This is a genomic window from Streptomyces sporangiiformans, assembly GCF_005768555.2.
GTDB classification, from domain to species: Bacteria; Actinomycetota; Actinomycetes; order Streptomycetales; family Streptomycetaceae; genus Streptomyces; species Streptomyces sporangiiformans.
The window spans coordinates 40,545-59,773 of sequence record NZ_VCHX02000179.1 but is presented as its reverse complement, the minus strand read 5'-3'; the positions used below and the strand labels follow the sequence as shown (position 1 = coordinate 59,773).

Sequence of the window (19,229 nt, the reverse complement as noted above, 5' to 3'; positions counted from 1 at the left end):
CGGCGCCGTACGCGCCGCGCCTAGGAACGCCATGCCTCGATCGGGTTGCCCAGCCAACGGGTGTCGTCGGGAACGGACTCTGCCGCCATGACGAGAGACGCGGGCCCCAGCGTGCTGCGTGCCCCGACGGTGCTGCCGGGCAGGACGATTCCGCCCGGGCCCAGGGTGGCGCCCTCACGGAGGACCACAGTATCCGTTCGCAAGATCCGGTCGTGGAAGAGGTGGGTCTGCAGGACGCAACCGCGGTTGACGGTGGCGGCGTCCTCCAGCGTCACCAGGTCCGTCTCGGGCAGCCAGTAGCTCTCCACCCAGACACCCTTGCCGATCCGGGCGCCGAGGCCGCGCAGCCACACGTTCATCAGCGGCGTACCCGGCACGGAACCGGCCAGCCACGGCACGGCCACCACCTCGACGAAGGTGTCGGCCAGCTCGTTGCGCCACACGAAGCCGCTCCACAGCGGATGCTCACCGGCCCGGTGCCGGCCCACGAGCAGCCACTTCGCCGCGATGGACAGCGCCGCGGCAGCCGCACCGGCGGCCAGCAGCACCACACCGGCGAGCGCCCAGGCCCAGACCCCCAGCGCGCTCAGCGCCGCCACGGTCAGCACGGCGAGGGCGGCCGAGCAGAACACCGGCACGATCCGGCACACCTCCACCAGCCCGCGCGCCCACAGCAGCCGCGCGGGCGGGTCGTACGTACGGCTCTGATCGCCGCTCTCGCTCGCACGCGGCAGCTTCACCGGTGGCAGACCCAGATACGAGCTGCCCTTCTTGGCCTTCTTCGGCGTGGCGGACAGCACCCCGACCAGCCCGCCGTCCGGCACGGAGCGGCCCGGAGCGGTCATACCGGAGTTGCCGAGGAACGCCCGGCGCCCGATCTCCGCCCGCCCGATCCGCAGCCAGCCGCCCCCGAGCTCGTACGGCGCGGTCAGCGTGTCGTCCGCGAGGAACGCGCCCTCGCCGACCGTGGTCAGGCTCGGCAGCGCGAGGACGGTGGACACCTCGGCACCCCGCCCGATCCTCATCCCGAGCAGCCGCAGCCACACCGGCGTGACCAGCCCGGCGTACAGCGGGAACAGCGTCTCCCGGGAGCGGTCCATCAACTGCGTGACCGTCCAGGCCTGCCAGCCGGTCCGGCTGTGGGTGGGATGCGTGCCCGGACGCAACCGCACACTGAGCAGACGTACGGAGACCAGCAGGAGCAGCGCGTACGCGAAGCCGAAGGCGAGCGTCGCCGGCACCAGCGCGAGCACGGCACCCCGCAGCGCGCCGCCGAGCCCGGCGTCCGGTGTGACGAAGACGCTCGCCACGAGGAGGGCGGCGACACCCGCGAGCAGCGGCAGCGCCGTCAGGGCGAAGCCGGTCATTCCGTACATCACGCGCCAGTACGTCCCGCGCTGCGGGCGCTCCTTGGGCCAGTCCCGCTTCGCCTTGCCGAGCTTGACCGCGGGAGCACCCGCCCAGCGCTGCCCGGTGGGGATGCGCCCGGACACGGCGGAGCCGGGGGCCACCTCGGCCCGCTTGCCGACGCGGGCACCCGGGAAGAGCATGCTGCGGGTGCCGACCACCGCGCCGCCGCCCACCCTGACCGGGCCGATCTCCAGCCGGTCGCCGTCCAGCCAGTGCCCGGACAGGTCCACCTCGGACTCGACGGCACAGCCACGGCCGAGCTTGAGCATGCCGGTCACCGGCGGCAGCGAGTGCAGATCGACGTCGGGGCCGATACTCGCGCCGAGCGCACGCGCGTACCGCTCCAGCCAGGCGCCGGTCAGCGAGGTCGCGCCGCTGTACTCAGCGAGGCGCTCGGCCGCCCACAGTCGCAGATGCACGCTCCCGCCACGGGGATACCGGCCGGCCTTCACCCCGCGCAGCAGCAGACGCGCACCACCCGCGGCGATCGCGAGCCGCCCCGGCGGGCTGAAGAGCAGCGCGGCCCCGGCGGCCACCAGCCACCAGGAGGCGCTGGGCGCCCACGGATACGGGCCGAACCAGTGCAGCACGTTGCCGAGTGCGCACAAGGCCACCGTCCAGCGCAGCCCGAGCAGCATGAACAGCGGGACCAGCAGGAGCAGTTGGACCACCTTGGCGCGCAGCGGGACCGCTGTCACACTGCGGGACGCCCCGTCGTCCTGGGCCGACTTCTCCAGCCGCCGGGCCAGCTTGCGCAGCGTCGGCTGCTGGTAGATGTCGAGCACGGCGGCGCTCGGATAGCGGGTGCGCAGCCGCGTGGTGAGCTGGGCGGCCGCGAGGCTGCCGCCGCCGATGGCGAAGAAGTCGTCCCTCGCGCTGCTCACGGGGATGCCCAGGACCTCGCTCCACTGCTCCGCGAGCCAGGCCTCGGTCCCGTACAGCTCCTCGGCGGGACCACCGGTCTCCAGGTCCGCGAGCGGCCAGGGCAGCGCGCCCCGGTCGACCTTGCCGGAGGTGCGGGTGGGCAGGTCGTCGACGGGCGCGAGCAGGGGCACCAGGGCCGAGGGCAGTTCGGCGCGGAGTTTCTCGACGGCCGCGGCGGGATCCCAGCCGTCCTGTGTCACCACATAACCGACGAGCAGCTGGTTGCCGCTGCGCGCGCTGCGCACGGCGGCCGCGGCGCCCGCCACCCCGGGCAGGGCCTGCAACGCGGCGTCCACCTCGCCGAGTTCGATCCGCCGGCCGCCCAGTTTGATCTGCTCGTCGGCCCGCCCGAGGAAGACCAGCCCCTCCGGTTCGGCCTTGACCAGGTCACCGCTGCGGTACGCGCGCTCCCAGCCGAGCGACTCCAGCGGGGCGTACTTCTCCGCGTCCTTCTCGGGATCGAGGTAGCGGGCGAGCCCTACGCCGCCGATCACCAGCTGCCCGCTGCCGCCCATCGGTACCGGCTCCCCGGCCTCGTCGACGACGGCCAGCTCCCAGCCGCTCAGCGGCAGCCCGATCCGGATCGGCTCCTCGCCGGTCATCAGCGCGGCGCACGCGACCACGGTGGCCTCGGTGGGGCCGTAGGTGTTCCACACCTCGCGCCCCTCGGTGACCAGGCGCTGCGCCAGCTCGGGCGGGCAGGCCTCGCCGCCGAAGATCAGCAGCCGGACGTCGTTGAGCGCCTCCGGCTCCCACAGGGCGGCCAGCGTCGGCACCGTGGACACCACGGTGATCTCCTGCTCCACCAGCCACGGTCCGAGATCGGCACCACTGCGCACCTGGGAGCGGGGCACAGGCACCAGACAGGCGCCGTACCGCCAGGCCAGCCACATCTCCTCGCAGGAGGCGTCGAAGGCGACGGACAGCCCGGCCATGACCCGGTCGCCGGGACCGATCGGGTCCTCGGTGAGGAACAGCTCCGCCTCGGCGTCCACGAAGGCCGCGGCGCTGCGGTGACTCACGGCCACGCCCTTGGGCTTCCCGGTGGAGCCGGAGGTGAAGATGATCCATGCGTCGTGCCCGGTACCGGGCCGCCCGGCGGACACCTCGGAGGCGCCGTGGACGGTCAGCTCGTGCCCGGCCCCGACTACCGCCCGCACCCCGGCCTCACCGAAGACCAGCTCGGCGCGCTCGTCGGGGTCCTCCGCGTCCACCGGCACATAGGCGGCGCCTGCGGCCAGGACCGCGAGGATCGCCACGTACAGGTCATTGGTGCCGGACGGGACACGGACGCCGACCCGGTCGCCGAGCCCCACGCCGGCCGCCGCGAGCCTGCGCCGGAGGGCCTCGACCTCGGCGGCCAGCGCGCGGTAGGTGAGAGGGCGGTGGCCGTCGTCCAGGGCGAGCTCACCGGGGTACGACCGGACGGACGCCTCGAAGACGTCGATGAGGGTGCGCGGCGAGGACGCGGGTCCGCCGGTGAACCGCGCCGCGTCGTCGAACCCTTCGCCCAACTCGCCCAACTCGCCCAACTCGCCCAACTCGCCCAGCTCGCTCAACTCGGCGTCGAGGAAAGGGAGCTTCTCGTGGAGTGCCGGGCTCTCGTGTACGGCGGCCATCGGATCCTCGCGTCTCGTACCCGGAGCCTCCGGGCCGCTGGTGGTCCCGCAGGTCTGCCTGGGGTTGTTCCGTTCCAGCTCCAAACAAGCCCAGTTACTTTAGTACGCGAGCGGCTTTCGGCCTGTCCGATCGGCCGAACGGACGTGGCACCGGGGTGGTCCGAGGACGCCGACCTGCAGTCCTGAGCTGGGACTTCGTCCGCCCGGAGAGATGTCCCCCACACTTCGCAGCGAAACCGGGGGCCGGACCTTGGGGACCGGTCCTTTTTGTGTGGGGGGGGCGTCCGGCGCCGCGCCAGGGCTTACTCCCGTACGCCTGCGAGCTCCACCGCCCGGCGGCGCAGGGCGAGTGCGGCGGGGGCGACGGACGAGACCAGGGCGAGTACCGCGCAGGCGCCCACCGTCGCGCCGAGTGTCGTCCACGGGATCTCGATCGTCGTCCGCACCGACAGCAGGCGCAGCGCACCCCACATGCCCGTCAGGTTGAGCCCGGCGGCCAGGAGTCCCAGCACCCCGCCGACCGTGACCACCAGCAACGCCTGGGCGCCCACGCAGCGCAGCACCTGCCACCTGGTGGCCCCGGCCAGGCGCAGTACGGCCAGGTCGCGCACCTGGTCCGAGGTCGCCATGACCATGGTGTTGGCCAGGGCGATGCCGGTGTAGAGGAGGGCTATGCCCAGCACCAGCAGCAGGCCGAGCCGGGTCGGCCGGTTGGTCTCGGGGTGACTCGCCCGCACCCACTCGTCCTTGGTGAGGACCTGCCCGCCCGAGGCGCGTACCGCCTCACGCAGCCCGGAGGCCACGGCGGCTGCGTCCGCGCCGGCCGCCCTGCCGGTCCTGCTCGCCCTGTCGGCTCTGTTCGTCTCATCGGCCTCGTGGGACCGGTCCGCGAGCGCGACGTCGACGCGGTCGACGACCGCGCCCGGGGCGTTGCGCGGGGTGACGTAGACGCCGTTGTCGCCGGTGCCGGTGGTCATCACCGCGGCGATCCGCAGCGACTTCTTCGTGCCGTCGCCGAGCCACACGTCCACCCGCTGCCCCACGGTGTGCCGCTGCCACTCCTCGTTGACGATGATCGAGTCGTCGTCGAGGCCGGTCACCTTCCCGGCGGCGAGCGGCAGCCGCGTCGTGGCGGCGAGCGGGCCGGGATCGGCGGCGCGGGCCTCGGACTTGACGAGCGCCACGCCGTCCTCGAGGACGTGAACGGCGCTCGACGAGGTCGCGGACACCTCGGCGCCCGGCACGTCGCGCAGCTTCCGCAGCGTCGCCGCGTCGAAGCCCGCGTCGCCCGCCGGGACGACCACGAAGTCGGCGGCCGTCCGCTCGCGCGTCTCGGTGGCCGCCGCCTCGTTCAGCGTCGCGGTGGCGCCCAGCAACGAGCCCGCGAGCGCGACCGTGACCAGGACGGGCGCCGCGACAGCGGCGGTGCGCCGCACACCGGTGGCCGCGATCTCGCGCACCAGCATGCCGCCGGCACCGGGCAGTTGGGCCGGGAGCCAGGCGATCAACCGGGTCAGCGGACGCACCAGAACGGGTGCGAGCAGTGCGACCGCGGTGATCAGCAGCATCGGGCGGCTGACGTACGTCTTGCGGTGCAGCAGGTCACCCGGGTCGGCGACGAGGGCCACGCCCAGTGTCACCGCGGCGGTCAGCAGCAGGGCCACACCGCACACCCAGCGGCCCGCGGTCATCGCTCGCGTGTCCACGGACGCCTCGCGCAGTGCCTGAGCCGGGCCGGTGCGCCCCGCCCGCCAGGACGCGGCCACCACACCGCACAGCGCGACGAACAGCCCCGTCCAGAAGGCCATGTGGTACGGCCAGGTGTACGCGCCGATGGTGAACCAGTCCGGCGCGAGTCCGCCGTCCACGACCCACTCGGCCAGCCGCGGCGCACCGTACGCGCCCAGCACGCAGCCCGCGGCCGAGGCGAGCACGCCGACCACGAGGGCCTCGGCGGTCACCATGCGGCGGATCTGCCCCGGGGTCGCGCCGGCGGTGCGCAGCAGCCCGAACTCCCGGCGCCGCTGGGCGACCGCGAACGCGAAGGTGGACGCCACCACGAACACCGACACGAAGGCGGTGACGCCGCCGGCCGTGCCGAACAGGGCGTTCATCGCGGTGAGGGCCTCGCTGTCCCGGTCGGGGTCGGCGTCCGCGAGGCGGCGCGCGTCACCGGTGAGCACCTGCACGCCGTCGTGGCCGCGCACCACCGCGCGTACGGCCGCCGCGTCGGCGTCGACGACCAACTGGACGCTCATCGGCGACAGTTGGGCGGCGCGCCGGTCGGTGTAGAAGACCGACGCCACTGCGGCCGTACGCGCGGTGGCGGTTCCGACGACCCGTACCGCGCCGCGGTCGGTCCGTACCCGCTCGCCCGGCCTCGCCCAGTCGCCGCTGACGACGACCTCGTCGGCCGCACGGGGCGCGCGCCCCGCGTCCAGCTCGTACGGGGCGAAGGCGGCGGTGGACCAGGGGTGGCCGACCAGGTCGCCGGGCCCACCACGAGCCCGTACGGCGAACGACCGGTCCTCGACGACGGTGCCGAGAGTCCTGAGCCGCGCGACGAGTTCGGCCGGCACGGCACGGGGGTGTGCGAGCTCGCGGACCTCGTCGCCGGTCGAGGTGGGCACGCGCAGGGTGTCCGCTCCCTTGACCACGACCGGCGCGGCCGCGAACCGCTCGGGCCTCCGCTCGGGCGCGTCCGTCGACGAGGCGAGAGCGAGGCCCATCACGGCGAGGAGAGCGACGCCCAGCGAGAGCGCGACGAAACTGCCGACGAAGGTGACCCAGCGGGTGCGCAGGGTGCGCAGGGCGACACTCAGCACGGCACGGCCTCCAGCTGGGTCATGCGCGCGGCGATGCCGTCGGCGGACGCCCCGGCGAGTTCCCCGTTGATCCGGCCGTCGACGAGGAAGACCACGCGGTCCGCGTAGGAGGCGGCAACCGGGTCGTGCGTGACCATGATGACCGTCTGACCCTCACGGTCGACCATGCCGCGCAGCAGGGCGAGCACCTCGCGGCTGGTCCCCGAGTCGAGGGCGCCGGTCGGCTCGTCGGCGAAGAGCACCTCGGGGCGGGTGATCAGGGCGCGGGCCAGGGCCACACGCTGTTGCTGTCCGCCGGACAGCTCCGTCGGCCGGTGCCCTGCCCGCTCGCCCAGCCCCACCTGCCGAAGCACCTCGCGGACCCGGGCCCTGGCGGGACGGCGGCCGGCGAGCCGCAGCGGCAGCGCCACGTTCTGCTCGGCGGTCAGGGACGGCAGCAGGTTGAACGCCTGGAAGACGAACCCGATCCGTTGGCGGCGCAGCAGGGTCAGCTTCCGCTCGCTCAGCTTCGTCAGCTCGGTCCCGCCCACCGTGACCGACCCCGACGTGGGCCGGTCAAGCCCGGCGGCACACTGCAACAGGGTCGACTTGCCCGAGCCGGAGGGGCCCATGACGGCGGTGAGCGTCCCCCCGGGAAAGGCGAGCGAGACCTGGTCGAGCGCCGTCACCGCGTCGGCGCCCGACCCGTACCGCCTGCTGACGGAGCGCAGTTGGATCGCGTCGTCGGTGGTCTGTCCTCGCTCGTTCATCTGTCCCCACTCGTCCGGTGAACCTGGTGACTCCAAGAAACCGCGAGGGACCGCCACGGCGCAGTGCGGCAGAACCGAGACCTGGGGTAGGGCCAGGCCTACCCTCGATCCGCCCCCTGGACCGATGGCCGCGGACGCGGCGGGCCTCCTACGGTGATCCCCATGCATCCCCGGAACGTGTGGCAGGCCATGTCCAGGCCGGGCTTCCTCCTGTCGTCGTGGCCCTGGCGCTCGGCCGGATACCTGCTCACCGGCGCGGCGACCGGCGTCGTCGTCCTCGTCGCGATCGTGCTCATGGCGGTGGCAGGCGGGGTCCTCGCCCTTGTGCTCGTGGGGCTGCCCCTGCTCGTCGCGACAGCCCTCACCGGGATACCGGTGGCCCGTGTGGAACGGCGCAGGCTGCGCCTCGTCGACCTGGAACCGGCACCCGACCAGCACCGGGCACCCGCCGCCGTGGGCCTGAGGGCCTGGCTGACGACGCGTCTGAAGGAGCGGGCGACCTGGCGGGAGCTGCTGTACGCCCTGCTGTTCGCGGGACTCCTGTGGCCGGTCGACGCCCTCGCGATCACGGTCGCGCTGCTCCTGCCGCTGTCTGTGGTCGCGACACCGCTGCTGATGGCCACGGTCGGCGACGGGCAGGAGACGAAGGTGCTCAAGCAGTGGATGGTCACCACCTGGCCGACGGCCTTCGCGGTCGCCGTGCTCGGGCTCGTCCTCCTGGGCCTGTGCGCGTACGTCCTGGGGGTCGTGGCCGGTGCCCGGGCCGAACTGACCCGCCTGCTGATCGGCTCACGCGAAGGCGATCTGGGGGTGCGGGTCGTCGAACTGGCGCGATCCCGCGTCCGGTTGGTGGACGCCTTCGAGGCGGAACGGCGGCGCATCGAGCGGGATCTGCACGACGGGGCGCAGCAGCGGCTGGTGGCGCTGACGATGACGCTCGGTCTTGCCCGCCTCGACGCCCCGCCCGGGGCGCTCGCCGACCAACTGGCCACCGCCCACGAGGAGGCGGGCAAGGCACTCGCGGAGCTGCGCGAGCTCATCCACGGCATCCACCCCAAGGTCCTCGCGGACTACGGGCTGCAGGCGGCGGTCGCCGACGCCGCCGACCGCTCCGCGGTCCCCGTGGACGTCGACCTGGAGTTGAGCGGACGCCTGCCTCAAGCGGTCGAGGCGGCCGCGTACTTCGTGGTCTGCGAGGCACTCGCCAACATCGCCAAGCACAGTGGGGCGACCCGCGCGGAGGTGAGCGGCGGGCACCGCGACGGACGGTTGTTCCTTCAGGTGCGCGACGACGGCCGGGGCGGCGCGGACGCCGGAGCGGGGAGCGGGCTGACCGGACTCGCCGACCGGGTGTCGGTGCTGGATGGCAGACTCTCCCTGTCCAGTCCGCCGGGCGGACCGACCCTGTTGCGTGTGGAGTTTCCTTGCGAGTGGACCGATCGCTCCGGGTAGTACTGGCCGAGGACAGTGTGCTGCTGCGGGAAGGGCTCATCGGTCTGCTCAGCCGCTGCGGCCATGAAGTGGTAGCGGCCGTCGGCGACGCGCAGGCCCTGGTCGCCGCGGTCGAGGAGCACACCCCCGACATCGTCGTGACGGATGTCCGCATGCCCCCCGGCTTCCAGGACGAGGGACTGCACGCGGCGGTGCGCCTGCGCGAGAAGCGGCCCGCACTGCCCGTCCTGGTCCTCAGCCAGTACGTGCAGCGGACGTACGCGGCGGAACTGCTCGACTCCGGCGACGGATCGGGCGTCGGCTATCTGCTGAAGGACCGGGTCGGGCAGGTCGAACAGTTCGTGGACGCCCTGGGCGAGGTCGCGGACGGCGGCACCGTCGTCGACCCCGAAGTCGTACGCCAACTGCTGCGCCGCCGCCGCGATCCGCTGGAGCGGCTCACCCCGCGTGAGCGTGAGGTCCTGGCCCTGATCGCCGAGGGCAAGTCGAACGGTGCGATCGCCCGCGAACTGGTGGTGTCCGAGGCCGCCGTGGGCAAGCACATCGGCAACATCCTCACCAAGCTGGACCTGCCTCCGGCGGACGAGACCCATCGCCGGGTGCTGGCGGTCCTCGCCTACCTGCGGGCCTGATCCAGGGGCCGGTAATCGGCTGTGCCGCGGCCCTGCATGATCAATAGCCTGGAACGGTCTGCCGGTTGACGACTCAAGGAGTCCCGCTCGTGACCACCGCACCGGACCTGCCCGACATCCTGTCGACCGAATTCGCCGAGGATCCCTACCCCGCATACCGGATCATGCGCGAGAGCGCGCCGCTGATGTGGCACGAGGCCACCCAGAGCTACATCGTGTCCCGCTACGAAGACGTCGAACGGGTCTTCAAGGACCGCGAAGGACAGTTCACCACCGACAACTACGTATGGCAGATCGAGCCGGTGCACGGCAGGACGATCCTGACACTCAGCGGGCGCGAGCACGCGGTGCGGCGGGCCCTGGTGGCCCCGGCCTTCCGCGGCCGGGACCTCCAGGAGAAGTTCCTGCCCGTCATCGAGGACAACGCCCGCTCCCTCATCGACGGCTTCCGTCACACGGGCAGCGCCGACCTAGTCGCCGACTTCGCCACCCGCTTTCCCGTCAACGTCATCGCCGACATGCTCGGACTGGACAAGGCCGACCACGACCGCTTCCACCGCTGGTACACCTCGGTGATCGCCTTCCTCGGCAATCTCGCGGGCGATCCGGAGGTCGCCGCGGCCGGTGAACGGACCCGCGTCGAGTTCGCCGAGTACATGATCCCGATCATCCGGCACCGCCGTGACCACCTCGGTGACGATCTGCTGTCCACCCTCTGCGCCGCCGAGGTCGAAGGCGTGCGCATGAGCGACGAGGACATCAAGGCGTTCTGCAGTCTGCTGCTCGCGGCGGGCGGGGAGACCACGGACAAGGCGCTGGCCGGCATCTTCGCCAACCTGCTGGCCCACCCTGAACAGCTCCAAGCCGTGCGCGAGGACCGCGACTTGATCGAGCGGGCCTTCGTGGAGACCCTGCGGTACACCCCGCCGGTGCACATGATCATGCGGCAGACGGCCGCGGAGGTCACGCTGAGCGGCGGCACCGTCCCTCCGGGAGCCACGGTGACCTGCCTGATCGGAGCGGCGAACCGGGACCCCGAACGCTACCGGGAGCCCGACCGCTTCGACATCTTCCGCGACGATCTGACGACCACGACGGCCTTCTCCGCCGCGGCCGACCATCTCGCGTTCGCCCTGGGCCGCCACTTCTGCGTGGGCTCCCTGCTGGCCCGTGCCGAGGTCGAGATCGGGGTGGGCCAACTCCTCGACGCCATGCCCGACATGGAGTTCGCCGACGGTTTTCGGCCAACCGAGCAGGGCGTGTTCACCCGCGGACCGCAGACGCTGCCGGTGCGCTTCACACCGGCCACGCACTGAGGACGGGCTGCCTCAGCGCAGTGTGGGCGTGAACTCCACCGGCAGCGAGGTCAGCCCCCGCATCCAGATGGACGGCCGCCACACGAGATCCTCCGGCTCGACCGACAGGACGACGTCGGGCAGCCGCTCCATGAGCGTCTCGACGGCCGTACGCGCGATGACGTCGGCGAGCAGCGGAGCGGGGTAGGGGCAGCGGTGCTCGCCGTTGGAGAAGGACAGGTGGGCGCCGTTCCCCTCGGCGCCGACATGACCGTCGGGCCAGATCTGCGGATCGGTGTTGGCCGCCGCGAGCCCGAGGACGAGGCAGTCGCCCGCCTTGATCCGGCGGCCGCCGAGCAGGGTGTCGCGCACCGCCCAGCGGCCGATGAAGTTCTGGGTGGGCGTGTCCAGCCACAGCACCTCGGTGAGGGCCTCGCCCACGCTGACCCGGCCGCCCGAGACGTTGAGCGCGAAGCGGTCGTCGGTGAGCAGCAGCCGCAGCGTGTTGCAGATCCAGTTGGCGGTGGGCTGCTGGGCCGCCGCGACCACGGAGATCAGGTCCTGCACGATCGCGTCGTCGCTCAGGCCCTCGGGGTGGGACAGCATGCGGGACACCACGTCCGCGCCGGGCCCCTCGCGCTTGTCCTCCACCAGCCGCTGAATGCGTTCCTGTACGCGGACGTAGGCGGCGACCGGGTCCTCGCCCTCGGCCGTGTCCAGAGAGATCCGCAGGTCCCTGACGAGGTCGTCGGTGTCCGTGCTGTGGGCCGCCATGCCGCACATCTCCACCGCGGCCCGCATGGCCAGAGGGTGCGCGTACGCGCTCATCAGCTCGGCCTCGCCGCTGCCGGCGAAGGCGTCGATCAGCTCGTCGGCGATACGTCGGCAGTTGACGCCCAGCTCGAACTGGTCGACGCCCTCCAGAGCCTCGGTGATGACGCCGGCCCGCCGCTGGTGCTCGGCGCCCTCGGTGAACAGCACCGAGGGCTGGTAGCCGACGAAGGGCAGCAGCGGCCAGTCCGCGGGAATGTTCTCCCATTGGTTCCAGCGCCGGGAGTCGCGGGCGAAGAGATCGTCGTGGGAGGTCACGAACGAGACCTCCGGGTAGGACAGGACCAGCCAGGCGGGCACGTCCCCGTCCAGCAGCACGGGCGCCACGGGGCCATGGGCGCGGCGCAGCTCCTGGTACACCGTGGCCGGACTCTGCTGGTACTCCAGGCCGCTCAGCGGCACCGCGTCGGTATGCGCGGGACAGCCCGAGGCGGCAGGCGGCGGGTCGGCGGGGCGCCAGTCGGAGCCGGTCGCGTCGTCGTTCATGGGGTCTCCCGGGCCATGGCCAGTTCGTAGAGGTGGTCGGCAAGAGTGATCAGGACGTTCTTGCCGGATGCGCGCACCCGCGCGTCGCAGTCGATCAGAGGCACGTGGTCGGGCAGCGCGAGCGCCTGGCGGATCTCGCTCAGGGGGAAGGCGTTGGTGTCGCCCTCGAACCGGTTGACCGCGACGAGGAAGGGCGTGTTGTGGTGCTCCAGTCGGTCGATCGCGTACCAGCAGTCGCTCATCCGCCGGGTGTCCACCAGGACGACGGCGCCCAGGGTGCCCGAGAAGAGCCTGTCCCACAGGAACCAGAAGCGCTCCTGGCCCGGGGCGCCGAACAGGTACAGGACCGTCCGCTCGGACAGGCTGATCCTGCCGAAGTCGAAGGCGACGGTCGTCGTCGACTTGTCGGGCAGGCCGGCCGTCCGGTCGATGCCGACGCCGGCCTCGGTCATGACCTCTTCGGTGTTCAGCGGCCGGATCTCGCTGACCGAGCGGACCAGTGTCGTCTTGCCGACGCCGAACCCGCCCACCACAACGATCTTGAGTCCGGTCTCGGCGACCGCGCTCAACGGCGTACGGGCGGAAGGCTCAAAGGTTACGGAGTCCATCGAGAACCTCCAGCAGAAGAGAGGATTCGGGTAGTTCGGCCACTGCCGGAGCGGCCCGGGGATGGCGCGCGGTGACCTTCTCCATCGCCAGCAGGTCCCCCACGAGGATCCGGACGACGGCCACCGGAAGCCCCAGCTCGGCGGCGATCTCGACCACGGCGGCCGGGCGACGGCACAGCTTTAGGATCCGCACGTGTTCGGACTGCATGCCGCGCGCGGGCTCGCACTCGCTGACGATCAGTGAGACGAGGTCGAGATCGTCGGGGGCCTCGCTGCGGCCGCCGGTGATGGTGTACAGCCGGTCCGGGTCCCCGGTGTCGACCGGACGTCGGCTCATCGGATCAGCTCTCCTCTGCCCGGGCACGGGCCTCGGCACGCAGGTGCTGGCCGATCCGCTCCACCAGGTCGGTCATGTGGTGCCCCACGGCGCCCGGGTCGGCGCCGTCGTCCGCGATCACCGCGAGGTGCGCACCCTGACCGGCCTCGACGATGAACAGCAGTCCGCCGTAGAACTCCGTCATCGAGTGGCGCACGCCTCCGCTGCCGTCGCCGAACTCGACCGAGGCGCCCTGCGCCAGGGCCTGCATCCCGGAGGCGATGGCCGCGAGCTGGTCCGCCTGGTCGACCCCCAACCGCTCGGTCCAGCACAGTTTCAGCCCGTCGCGGGAGAGCACCAGGGCGTGCCGGGTGCCGGGGGCGCGCTCAAGGAGGCCTTCCAGGAGCCAGGTCAGGGTGTTGTCAGTGGTCTGCATGGGTGGGTGAAGAGCTGGTGATCCGTGGACGCTCGGCCACCGGCCCTTTCCTCCAATCTCCGGTCTGGGGGCGGATCGGGCGCGCCGGGTCGGGGCGTCCCGAGAGAAGAGGGGGCGGCCGGGCTCAGTCGGCGTGGCGCGGGTCGGCCGAATCGGCGAACGGGGCCGGTTCGGGGGAGGGCGGGGTCGGCTCGGGTGAGGGCAGGGCTGGTTCGGGGGAGGGCATGACCGGAGGGGAGGACGGGGCCGGTTCGGCGGACGGGGCCGGTTCACCGGCCGCCGCGGCCAGGCGCGCGCGGTGGAAGGCGCCGAAGCTCTTCCCCGCGTCACGGGTGGGCCTGTCGTCCGCGGGACGCTTCGTCCGCGTACGAGCACGGTCGGCGGCCGCCATCGTGCGGCCGGGGGGACGTACGGGCAGACCGTTGGCCGTCACCGAGCCGTTGTCGCCCGTACCTTGGTCGCCGGCCGGGGCGAAAGCCGTCGGCGAAGGCGCGGCAGGGGCGGGGGCCGGTGCGGCGGTCGGTGCGTCGGTCGTCTCGGAGGGCGGTGCGTCGGCCGACTGCGACCGGGGCGACGGGGTGCGCTCGGCGGCGGCCACCGCACGCCCGAGCGGCGGCGCCGACAACTCGTGGGCCGTCCGGCGAGGAGCCGTGCGCTGCTGGGCGAGCAGTTGGGCCGGCAGATGTACGACGACGCCCGTGCCACCCCGGGAGGAGGGGCGGTAGCTGACGGAGATGCCGTACTTGACGGCGAGCCGCCCGACGACCGCCAGCCCCAGCCGAGTCCCCTGGAGGGAGGCGAGGTCGCTCATCGCACCCGAGACCGCCTCCTCGGCGCGACGCAGCGCGGCGTCGGCCATCTTCAGGCCACTGTCCTCGACGGTGACGACGATGCCGGCGGATCGTTCCTCCACGTAGACATGGACCTGGTCGATCGGTGCGGAGAAGCTGGTCGCGTTGTCCATCAACTCGGCCAGGAGGTGCATCACGCCCTCGGCCGCGAACCCGGACACGGCCGCGTTGCTGGAGCAGTTGATTCTGACCCTGCGGTACGCGGCGATCCGCCCCACGGCGCCGCGCAGGACGCTCTCCATGGGGATCGGCTTGTTCCACGACCGGCTCGCCCGCCCGCCCATGAGCAGCGCCAGCCGGTCGGTGAGCAGGCCGAGCTGGGAGGTGCTGTGGTCCAGCTCGAGCAGGTCGCCGAGGACCGCCTCGCCGTGCCGGTCCTGCATCCCCCGCAAGTCCGCGAGGATGCTCACGGCCTGGGCCTGCACCCGGCTCAGCGCCTTCGCGCTGGCGGCCTGGGCGGCCGCGGAACGCCGTTCGCTGACCGCGAGTTCCCGTACACCGGCCTCCACCAGCTCGCGCACGTGGGCGTTGGCGAACTGGGACAGCCGCAGCTCCGCGCGGACCGTCTCCAGCGAGGCCCCCTCGCCCAGTCTCCGCACCGCCGTGGGCAGGGTCTGCGCCATGGCCTTCCGTAGATCGTCGGACATGCTCGCCAGGGCCCGCACCGCCTGCCGGCGCTCCCCGTCCACCGCGGCCGCGCGCCGCTGCGCCACGCCCACGGCCTCCTCCACGGCGCGCTGCACCGCCAGGAGCTGAGGCTCCGCGGGATGCCACGCACCGGCCGGTCCCCGCACGGCACCGGCCGGTCCCCGCACGGCACCGGCCGCTCCCGGCGCGGCGGTCGTGGGGTCCTTCAGCGCCGCGGTCATTTCCGGCACCACCGCGCCGGCCAGGTACGCCGCCTCCGAGCGCTGCCGTGCCGACTCCGCCAGGGTCCTGTCCAGTTGAGCGGTGAGCCGGCGGTGCAGTCGCGCGGCCGCCGAGGCGAGCAGGACGAGGCAGCCACCTGCGGCCGCCACGGTGCCCGCCACCCAGGGGCGTGCGGCGTCCGGTGCGGCGAGCACGACAGGCGTGCCGAGCGCAGCGGTCACCACCAGGGTGGCGATCGGCAGATGCCGCCACGCCGACTTCGGGCGCGGGCGGGACGCGTCGGGATGTGCCATTCCGCGATCCTCGATGCTTGTCGGAAGTGGTGTGCTTGCCGCGGACGCGGGGCCCCGCCGGGCTGTCCGGCCGTCCGTGCCTACGGTGGCCCACGCGCACGCGTGTGCCCCAAGTCGCCTATGAGCAAAGGCGTTTGTCCTGCGAATCATGCTAACCACGCGTTCCTCGCCCGGAGCGCGAACTTCCCATCGCCGACACGCGCCGGAACACGTCGTCGCATAGTGGGCCGCGGTGGCGATGCCTGTGATACGCCCCGAGCGCCGATGAACGTCGGCCGAACCGCCGTCGAACCCCGTCGAACACCCCACAGGAAGGGGTGGAGCAGACGTTTTCGGCATGCCTCGACACCCGCGACAAATAAGCGGAATTCCGAGCGCGGGACGCCGCACGGCAGGGGCGAATCCACCCACTGACGGGCGAACTTCAGCCATCTTGGCCGACCGGGAAGGAGCGCGTGGATGCCGGGCGGGTGTCGATCGGACGTCAGCGCAGGGCGGCGGCGAAGGCATCCCGGTGGGCTTCGGTGTGGGCGTATTCCCGCTCGGACCAGGCGACGCGGGCGAGGATCTGTCCACGGTCGGCGAGCCGAGGCCCGGGAGCGTCGAGCTGTTCCCGCCACCAACGGGCGTTACGGGCCTGCCGTTCGAGCATCGCGTCCACGAGGCCTCGTCGGGTGGTGGCGTCGCTGTCGTAGGCGTCGGCGAGGACGCGTACCTGGGCGGCTTGCGCGCGGGCGGGCCGGGCGTCGGCCTTGGAGGAGACGCACCAGGTCCAGGCCATGTAGCCGAGGTCTTCGAGCGGGTCGCCCGGGGCCGCGGTGTCGAAGTCGATGAAGGCGACGGGAACGGCGCCGGAGAACACGGTGTTGTTCGGCCCCGGGTCGTGATGGCAGACCACGGGATGCCGGCCGGCCAAGCCGCAACCACGGGTGGCGTCATGGAAGGCACGGAGCAGGGCGCCGGCGGCGGCGATCTGGGGATCGGCCCAGCGCTGGAAGCGCGCGGGCACCCAGCCGGGCAGGTAGCTGAGCACATCACGGCCGACCGCGTCGAGCCCCAGGTGACGCGGGGCCCCGGTGAATCCCTGGCGCCTGAGGTGACCGAGCAGCTCCGCGACGAACGGCGACGCCCGCGTGACCGGCCGCCGGACGGTACCGCCCACCCTGACCACGCCGGGGGTGATCCGCCCGCCGGTCAACGGCACCTCGTTCTCCCTGCCCACGGTCAGGGCCGTACCGGGCAGGGACTGGCGAGCGTCAGCACAGGTTCCGCTGCCTCGTGCGGGGTCACCCCCTCAGTGTCCACGATCACGTCCCGCGAAGGGGAGGGCGGCTACTTCAGGGCTCCTGCCATGACGCCGTTGACGAACTGCCGCTGGAAGGCGAAGAAGACCACCAGCGGGATGATCATGGAGAGAAAGGCGCCGGAGGACAGGACGTCGATGTTGGTGCCGAACTGACGGGTCTGCTGTTGCAGGGCCACAGTGAGCGGGGCCGAGCCCGGGTCGGCGAAGATGAGCGCGACGAGCATGTCGTTCCAGACCCACAGGAACTGGAAGATACCGAGCGAGGCTATCGCCGGCCCGCCCAGCGGAACCACCACTCGGACGAAGAGCCACAACTCGCCCGCTCCGTCGAGACGGGCTGCCTCCAGCAGTTCGCGCGGGATGCCCGCGAAGAAGTTCCTGAGCAGGAAGATCGCGAACGGCAGGCCGAAAGCGACGTGGAAGAGGACGACACTGACGATGCTGCCGAAGATCCCGATCTCCCCGAACAGACTGGTGATGGGCACCAGCGCGACCTGCAGGGGCACCACGAGCAGGCCGACGATGAGCAGGAAGACCCAGTCCCGGCCCGGGAATTCGACCCACGCGAAGACGTATCCGGCGAGTGAGCCGACGACCACGACCAGCAGCGTGGCAGGGACGGTGATCAGCAGACTGTTCAGGAACGACTGCGTGATCGTCGAGTTGTCCAGCAGGTTGGTGTAGTTGTGCAGGGTCAGCTGCGCGGGCTTGGTGAGGACCGTCCACCAGCCTGACGACTGGATGTCCATCGGCCCGCGCAGGGAGGAAAGCAGCAGGCCGACGGTGGGCAGAAGCCAGAACAGGGCGACGGCCAGCAGGACCAGCCGTGTGGATCCGCCGGCGAGCCGACGTGCCGCGCGGGCGGCGGCGCCCCGTCCCGTGCGGCCGGAGGCGGTCCGGGCGGTTGCGGCGAACTGGGCGTCCTGAGCGGTCTGAAGGGTTGTCACCGTGACTTCTCCTTTCGGAACCGCTTGATGTTGAGGAACATGGCCGGCGCGACCAGGGCGAGCAGGAGCACGGCGAGCGCGCTGCCGGTGCCCTGGTCGTTGCCGCCGCCGAAGGAGGACAGATAGAGCTGCAGGGCCAGTACGTTGGCGTCCTGCTGGCTGGCGCCGGGGGCGATGACGTACACCAGGTCGAAGATCTTCAGTACGTTGATCACCAGCGTGACCAGGACCACGCCCAGCACCGGCGCCAGCAGCGGCACCGTGATGCGGCGGAAGACCTGCCACTCCCGCGCTCCGTCGACACGGGCGGCCTCCAGCAGCTCCCGGGGGATCCCGGCCAGCCCGGCGGCGATGAGGACCATGGCGAAGCCGGTCCACATCCAGACGTAGGCACCGATGATCGACCAGGTGACCAGGGTCGGGCCGAGCCAGTTGACACCCGCGTACTGGGCAGTGAAGTTCGTCGCGGGCAGGCGCAGTTGCAGCGGTGCGGCCCCGATCCGGGACGCGGGCAGGGCGAACGTGCCGTCCTTGGCCGCGGTGGCCGTGGCGACGACGTGCCCGTCGCGCACGGCCTCGACCCGGACGCCGGCGAGCGACTTCTCCCCAGGGTCGATCTTCCCGGGGGTGCCGCCGCCCGGCTGGAAGTCCAGCCAGACCGTGCCGCACAGCGCCCCCTGCGGGCAGCCACTGGGCGAAGCGGCCTGCGTCGCGTCGGTCAGGGTACTGGGCTGCACTCCGACCAGAGCCAGCGCGGCCGGGCCGCTGCCGGGCCTGACGGGCTTGCTGGTGTAGGGGCCGCCGACTGGCCCGGCCAGAGTGCCGCTGCCCGCACCCGCCACCCGGGGGTGGGCTCCGGGATAGGCCGATGCCTTGAAGAAGGTGTCATGGACGCCGGTCGCGACCGCGTTGGCCACGCCCTTGCCGGGGTCCTGGTCGTACACCAGCCGGAAGATGATGCCGGCGGCCAGCATGGAGATGGCCATGGGCATGAAGACGACCAGTTTGAATGCCGTGCCCCAGCGGATCCGCTCGGTGAGCACGGCGAAGATCAGGCCCAGCCCGGTGGCCACGACGGGTGCGACCACGACCCAGATCGCGTTGTTCTTGAGGGCGACGAGGGTCTGGTGGTCGGTGAAGACACCGGTGTAGTTGGACAGCCCGACGAAGTCCGTGAAGCCGTCCGGGCCGAAGAGACTTCGTATCGCCGACCACACGATCGGATACACCACGAGCGCGCCGAGCAGGATCAGCGCGGGCAGCAGGAAGAATGCCGCGATCCACGCACGGCCCAGGGGCGGCCTCGCGCGACGGGCGGGTGCCCCCGCCGCCGCGGGGGCGGCGGGGGACGGCGGTGACAGGGTCCGTGACATGACGAC

Annotated in this window: 14 protein-coding genes; 3 read left to right on the top strand and 11 right to left on the bottom strand. The window is 72.2% G+C overall.

Annotation, left to right across the window (positions count from 1 at the left end; all coding sequences use genetic code 11):
- Window positions 1-20: 20 nt before the first annotated feature.
- The 3 genes from FGD71_RS32400 to FGD71_RS32390 form a co-directional block, all read right to left on the bottom strand.
- The gene (locus FGD71_RS32400; RefSeq protein ID WP_119104119.1) at window positions 21-3,953 is read right to left on the bottom strand and encodes a Pls/PosA family non-ribosomal peptide synthetase; all 3,933 of its coding nucleotides are present in this window, start codon (window positions 3,951-3,953) and stop codon (window positions 21-23) included.
- A gap of 302 nt (window positions 3,954-4,255) precedes the next feature.
- Entirely contained in the window at window positions 4,256-6,778 is a 2,523-nt protein-coding gene (locus FGD71_RS32395) for an FtsX-like permease family protein (RefSeq protein ID WP_119104118.1), read from the bottom strand.
- Window positions 6,772-7,527 (bottom strand): ABC transporter ATP-binding protein, encoded by a 756-nt coding sequence (locus FGD71_RS32390; protein WP_119104117.1) that lies wholly within the window; start codon window positions 7,525-7,527, stop codon window positions 6,772-6,774. Before FGD71_RS32390 ends, FGD71_RS32395 begins: the two co-directional genes overlap by 7 nt.
- Window positions 7,528-7,716: 189 nt before the next feature.
- Here FGD71_RS32390 and FGD71_RS32385 point away from each other — a divergent pair, with 189 nt between their 5' ends.
- The 3 genes from FGD71_RS32385 to FGD71_RS32375 all read left to right on the top strand — a co-directional run bounded on the left by FGD71_RS32385 (window position 7,717) and on the right by FGD71_RS32375 (window position 10,927).
- On the top strand, window positions 7,717-8,979 hold the full coding sequence (locus FGD71_RS32385) for a sensor histidine kinase (RefSeq protein WP_119104136.1): 1,263 nt from the start codon (window positions 7,717-7,719) through the stop codon (window positions 8,977-8,979).
- A complete protein-coding gene (locus FGD71_RS32380; protein WP_181359318.1) occupies window positions 8,952-9,611 on the top strand; it encodes a response regulator in 660 nt (219 codons plus the stop codon). The genes FGD71_RS32385 and FGD71_RS32380 overlap by 28 nt, the downstream gene beginning before the upstream one ends.
- A gap of 89 nt (window positions 9,612-9,700) precedes the next feature.
- Window positions 9,701-10,927, top strand: a complete 1,227-nt coding sequence (locus FGD71_RS32375; protein WP_119104115.1) for a cytochrome P450 — start codon at window positions 9,701-9,703, stop codon at window positions 10,925-10,927.
- Window positions 10,928-10,939: 12 nt separating this feature from the next.
- Here FGD71_RS32375 and FGD71_RS32370 read toward each other — a convergent pair whose 3' ends face one another.
- The 8 genes from FGD71_RS32370 to FGD71_RS32335 form a co-directional block, all read right to left on the bottom strand.
- Window positions 10,940-12,223 (bottom strand): cytochrome P450, encoded by a 1,284-nt coding sequence (locus tag FGD71_RS32370; RefSeq protein ID WP_119104114.1) that lies wholly within the window; start codon window positions 12,221-12,223, stop codon window positions 10,940-10,942.
- Window positions 12,220-12,831: a GTP-binding protein gene (locus FGD71_RS32365; RefSeq protein ID WP_119104113.1), complete on the bottom strand. Its 612-nt coding sequence runs from the start codon at window positions 12,829-12,831 to the stop codon at window positions 12,220-12,222. The genes FGD71_RS32370 and FGD71_RS32365 overlap by 4 nt, the downstream gene beginning before the upstream one ends.
- Entirely contained in the window at window positions 12,812-13,168 is a 357-nt protein-coding gene (locus tag FGD71_RS32360; protein ID WP_119104135.1) for a DUF742 domain-containing protein, read from the bottom strand. Before FGD71_RS32360 ends, FGD71_RS32365 begins: the two co-directional genes overlap by 20 nt.
- Window positions 13,169-13,172: 4 nt before the next feature.
- Complete coding sequence (locus FGD71_RS32355; RefSeq protein ID WP_119104112.1) at window positions 13,173-13,583, bottom strand: roadblock/LC7 domain-containing protein; 411 nt, start codon at window positions 13,581-13,583, stop codon at window positions 13,173-13,175.
- A gap of 124 nt (window positions 13,584-13,707) precedes the next feature.
- Window positions 13,708-15,597 (bottom strand): ATP-binding protein, encoded by a 1,890-nt coding sequence (locus FGD71_RS32350; RefSeq protein ID WP_162931290.1) that lies wholly within the window; start codon window positions 15,595-15,597, stop codon window positions 13,708-13,710.
- A gap of 484 nt (window positions 15,598-16,081) precedes the next feature.
- Window positions 16,082-16,819 (bottom strand): phosphotransferase family protein, encoded by a 738-nt coding sequence (locus tag FGD71_RS32345; RefSeq protein ID WP_240436878.1) that lies wholly within the window; start codon window positions 16,817-16,819, stop codon window positions 16,082-16,084.
- 110 nt (window positions 16,820-16,929) lie between these two features.
- Window positions 16,930-17,850 carry a carbohydrate ABC transporter permease gene (locus FGD71_RS32340; RefSeq protein WP_119104110.1) on the bottom strand — a complete coding sequence of 307 codons (921 nt, stop codon included), beginning with the start codon at window positions 17,848-17,850 and terminating at the stop codon, window positions 16,930-16,932.
- Window positions 17,847-19,223: a carbohydrate ABC transporter permease gene (locus FGD71_RS32335; RefSeq protein ID WP_119104109.1), complete on the bottom strand. Its 1,377-nt coding sequence runs from the start codon at window positions 19,221-19,223 to the stop codon at window positions 17,847-17,849. Before FGD71_RS32335 ends, FGD71_RS32340 begins: the two co-directional genes overlap by 4 nt.
- Window positions 19,224-19,229 lie beyond the last annotated feature (6 nt).

Excerpts from the sequence above, each read along its gene's own strand:
- FGD71_RS32360 (WP_119104135.1), bottom strand. The coding sequence starts at position 13,168 with ATGAGCCGACGTCCGGTCGACACCGGGGACCCGGACCGGCTGTACACC.
- FGD71_RS32370 (WP_119104114.1), bottom strand. The coding sequence starts at position 12,223 with ATGAACGACGACGCGACCGGCTCCGACTGGCGCCCCGCCGACCCGCCG.
- FGD71_RS32390 (WP_119104117.1), bottom strand. The coding sequence starts at position 7,527 with ATGAACGAGCGAGGACAGACCACCGACGACGCGATCCAACTGCGCTCC.
- FGD71_RS32335 (WP_119104109.1), bottom strand. The coding sequence starts at position 19,223 with ATGTCACGGACCCTGTCACCGCCGTCCCCCGCCGCCCCCGCGGCGGCG.
- FGD71_RS32365 (WP_119104113.1), bottom strand. The coding sequence starts at position 12,831 with ATGGACTCCGTAACCTTTGAGCCTTCCGCCCGTACGCCGTTGAGCGCG.
- FGD71_RS32385 (WP_119104136.1), top strand. The coding sequence starts at position 7,717 with ATGTCCAGGCCGGGCTTCCTCCTGTCGTCGTGGCCCTGGCGCTCGGCC.
- FGD71_RS32350 (WP_162931290.1), bottom strand. The coding sequence starts at position 15,597 with ATGGCACATCCCGACGCGTCCCGCCCGCGCCCGAAGTCGGCGTGGCGG.
- FGD71_RS32400 (WP_119104119.1), bottom strand. The coding sequence starts at position 3,953 with ATGGCCGCCGTACACGAGAGCCCGGCACTCCACGAGAAGCTCCCTTTC.
- FGD71_RS32355 (WP_119104112.1), bottom strand. The coding sequence starts at position 13,583 with ATGCAGACCACTGACAACACCCTGACCTGGCTCCTGGAAGGCCTCCTT.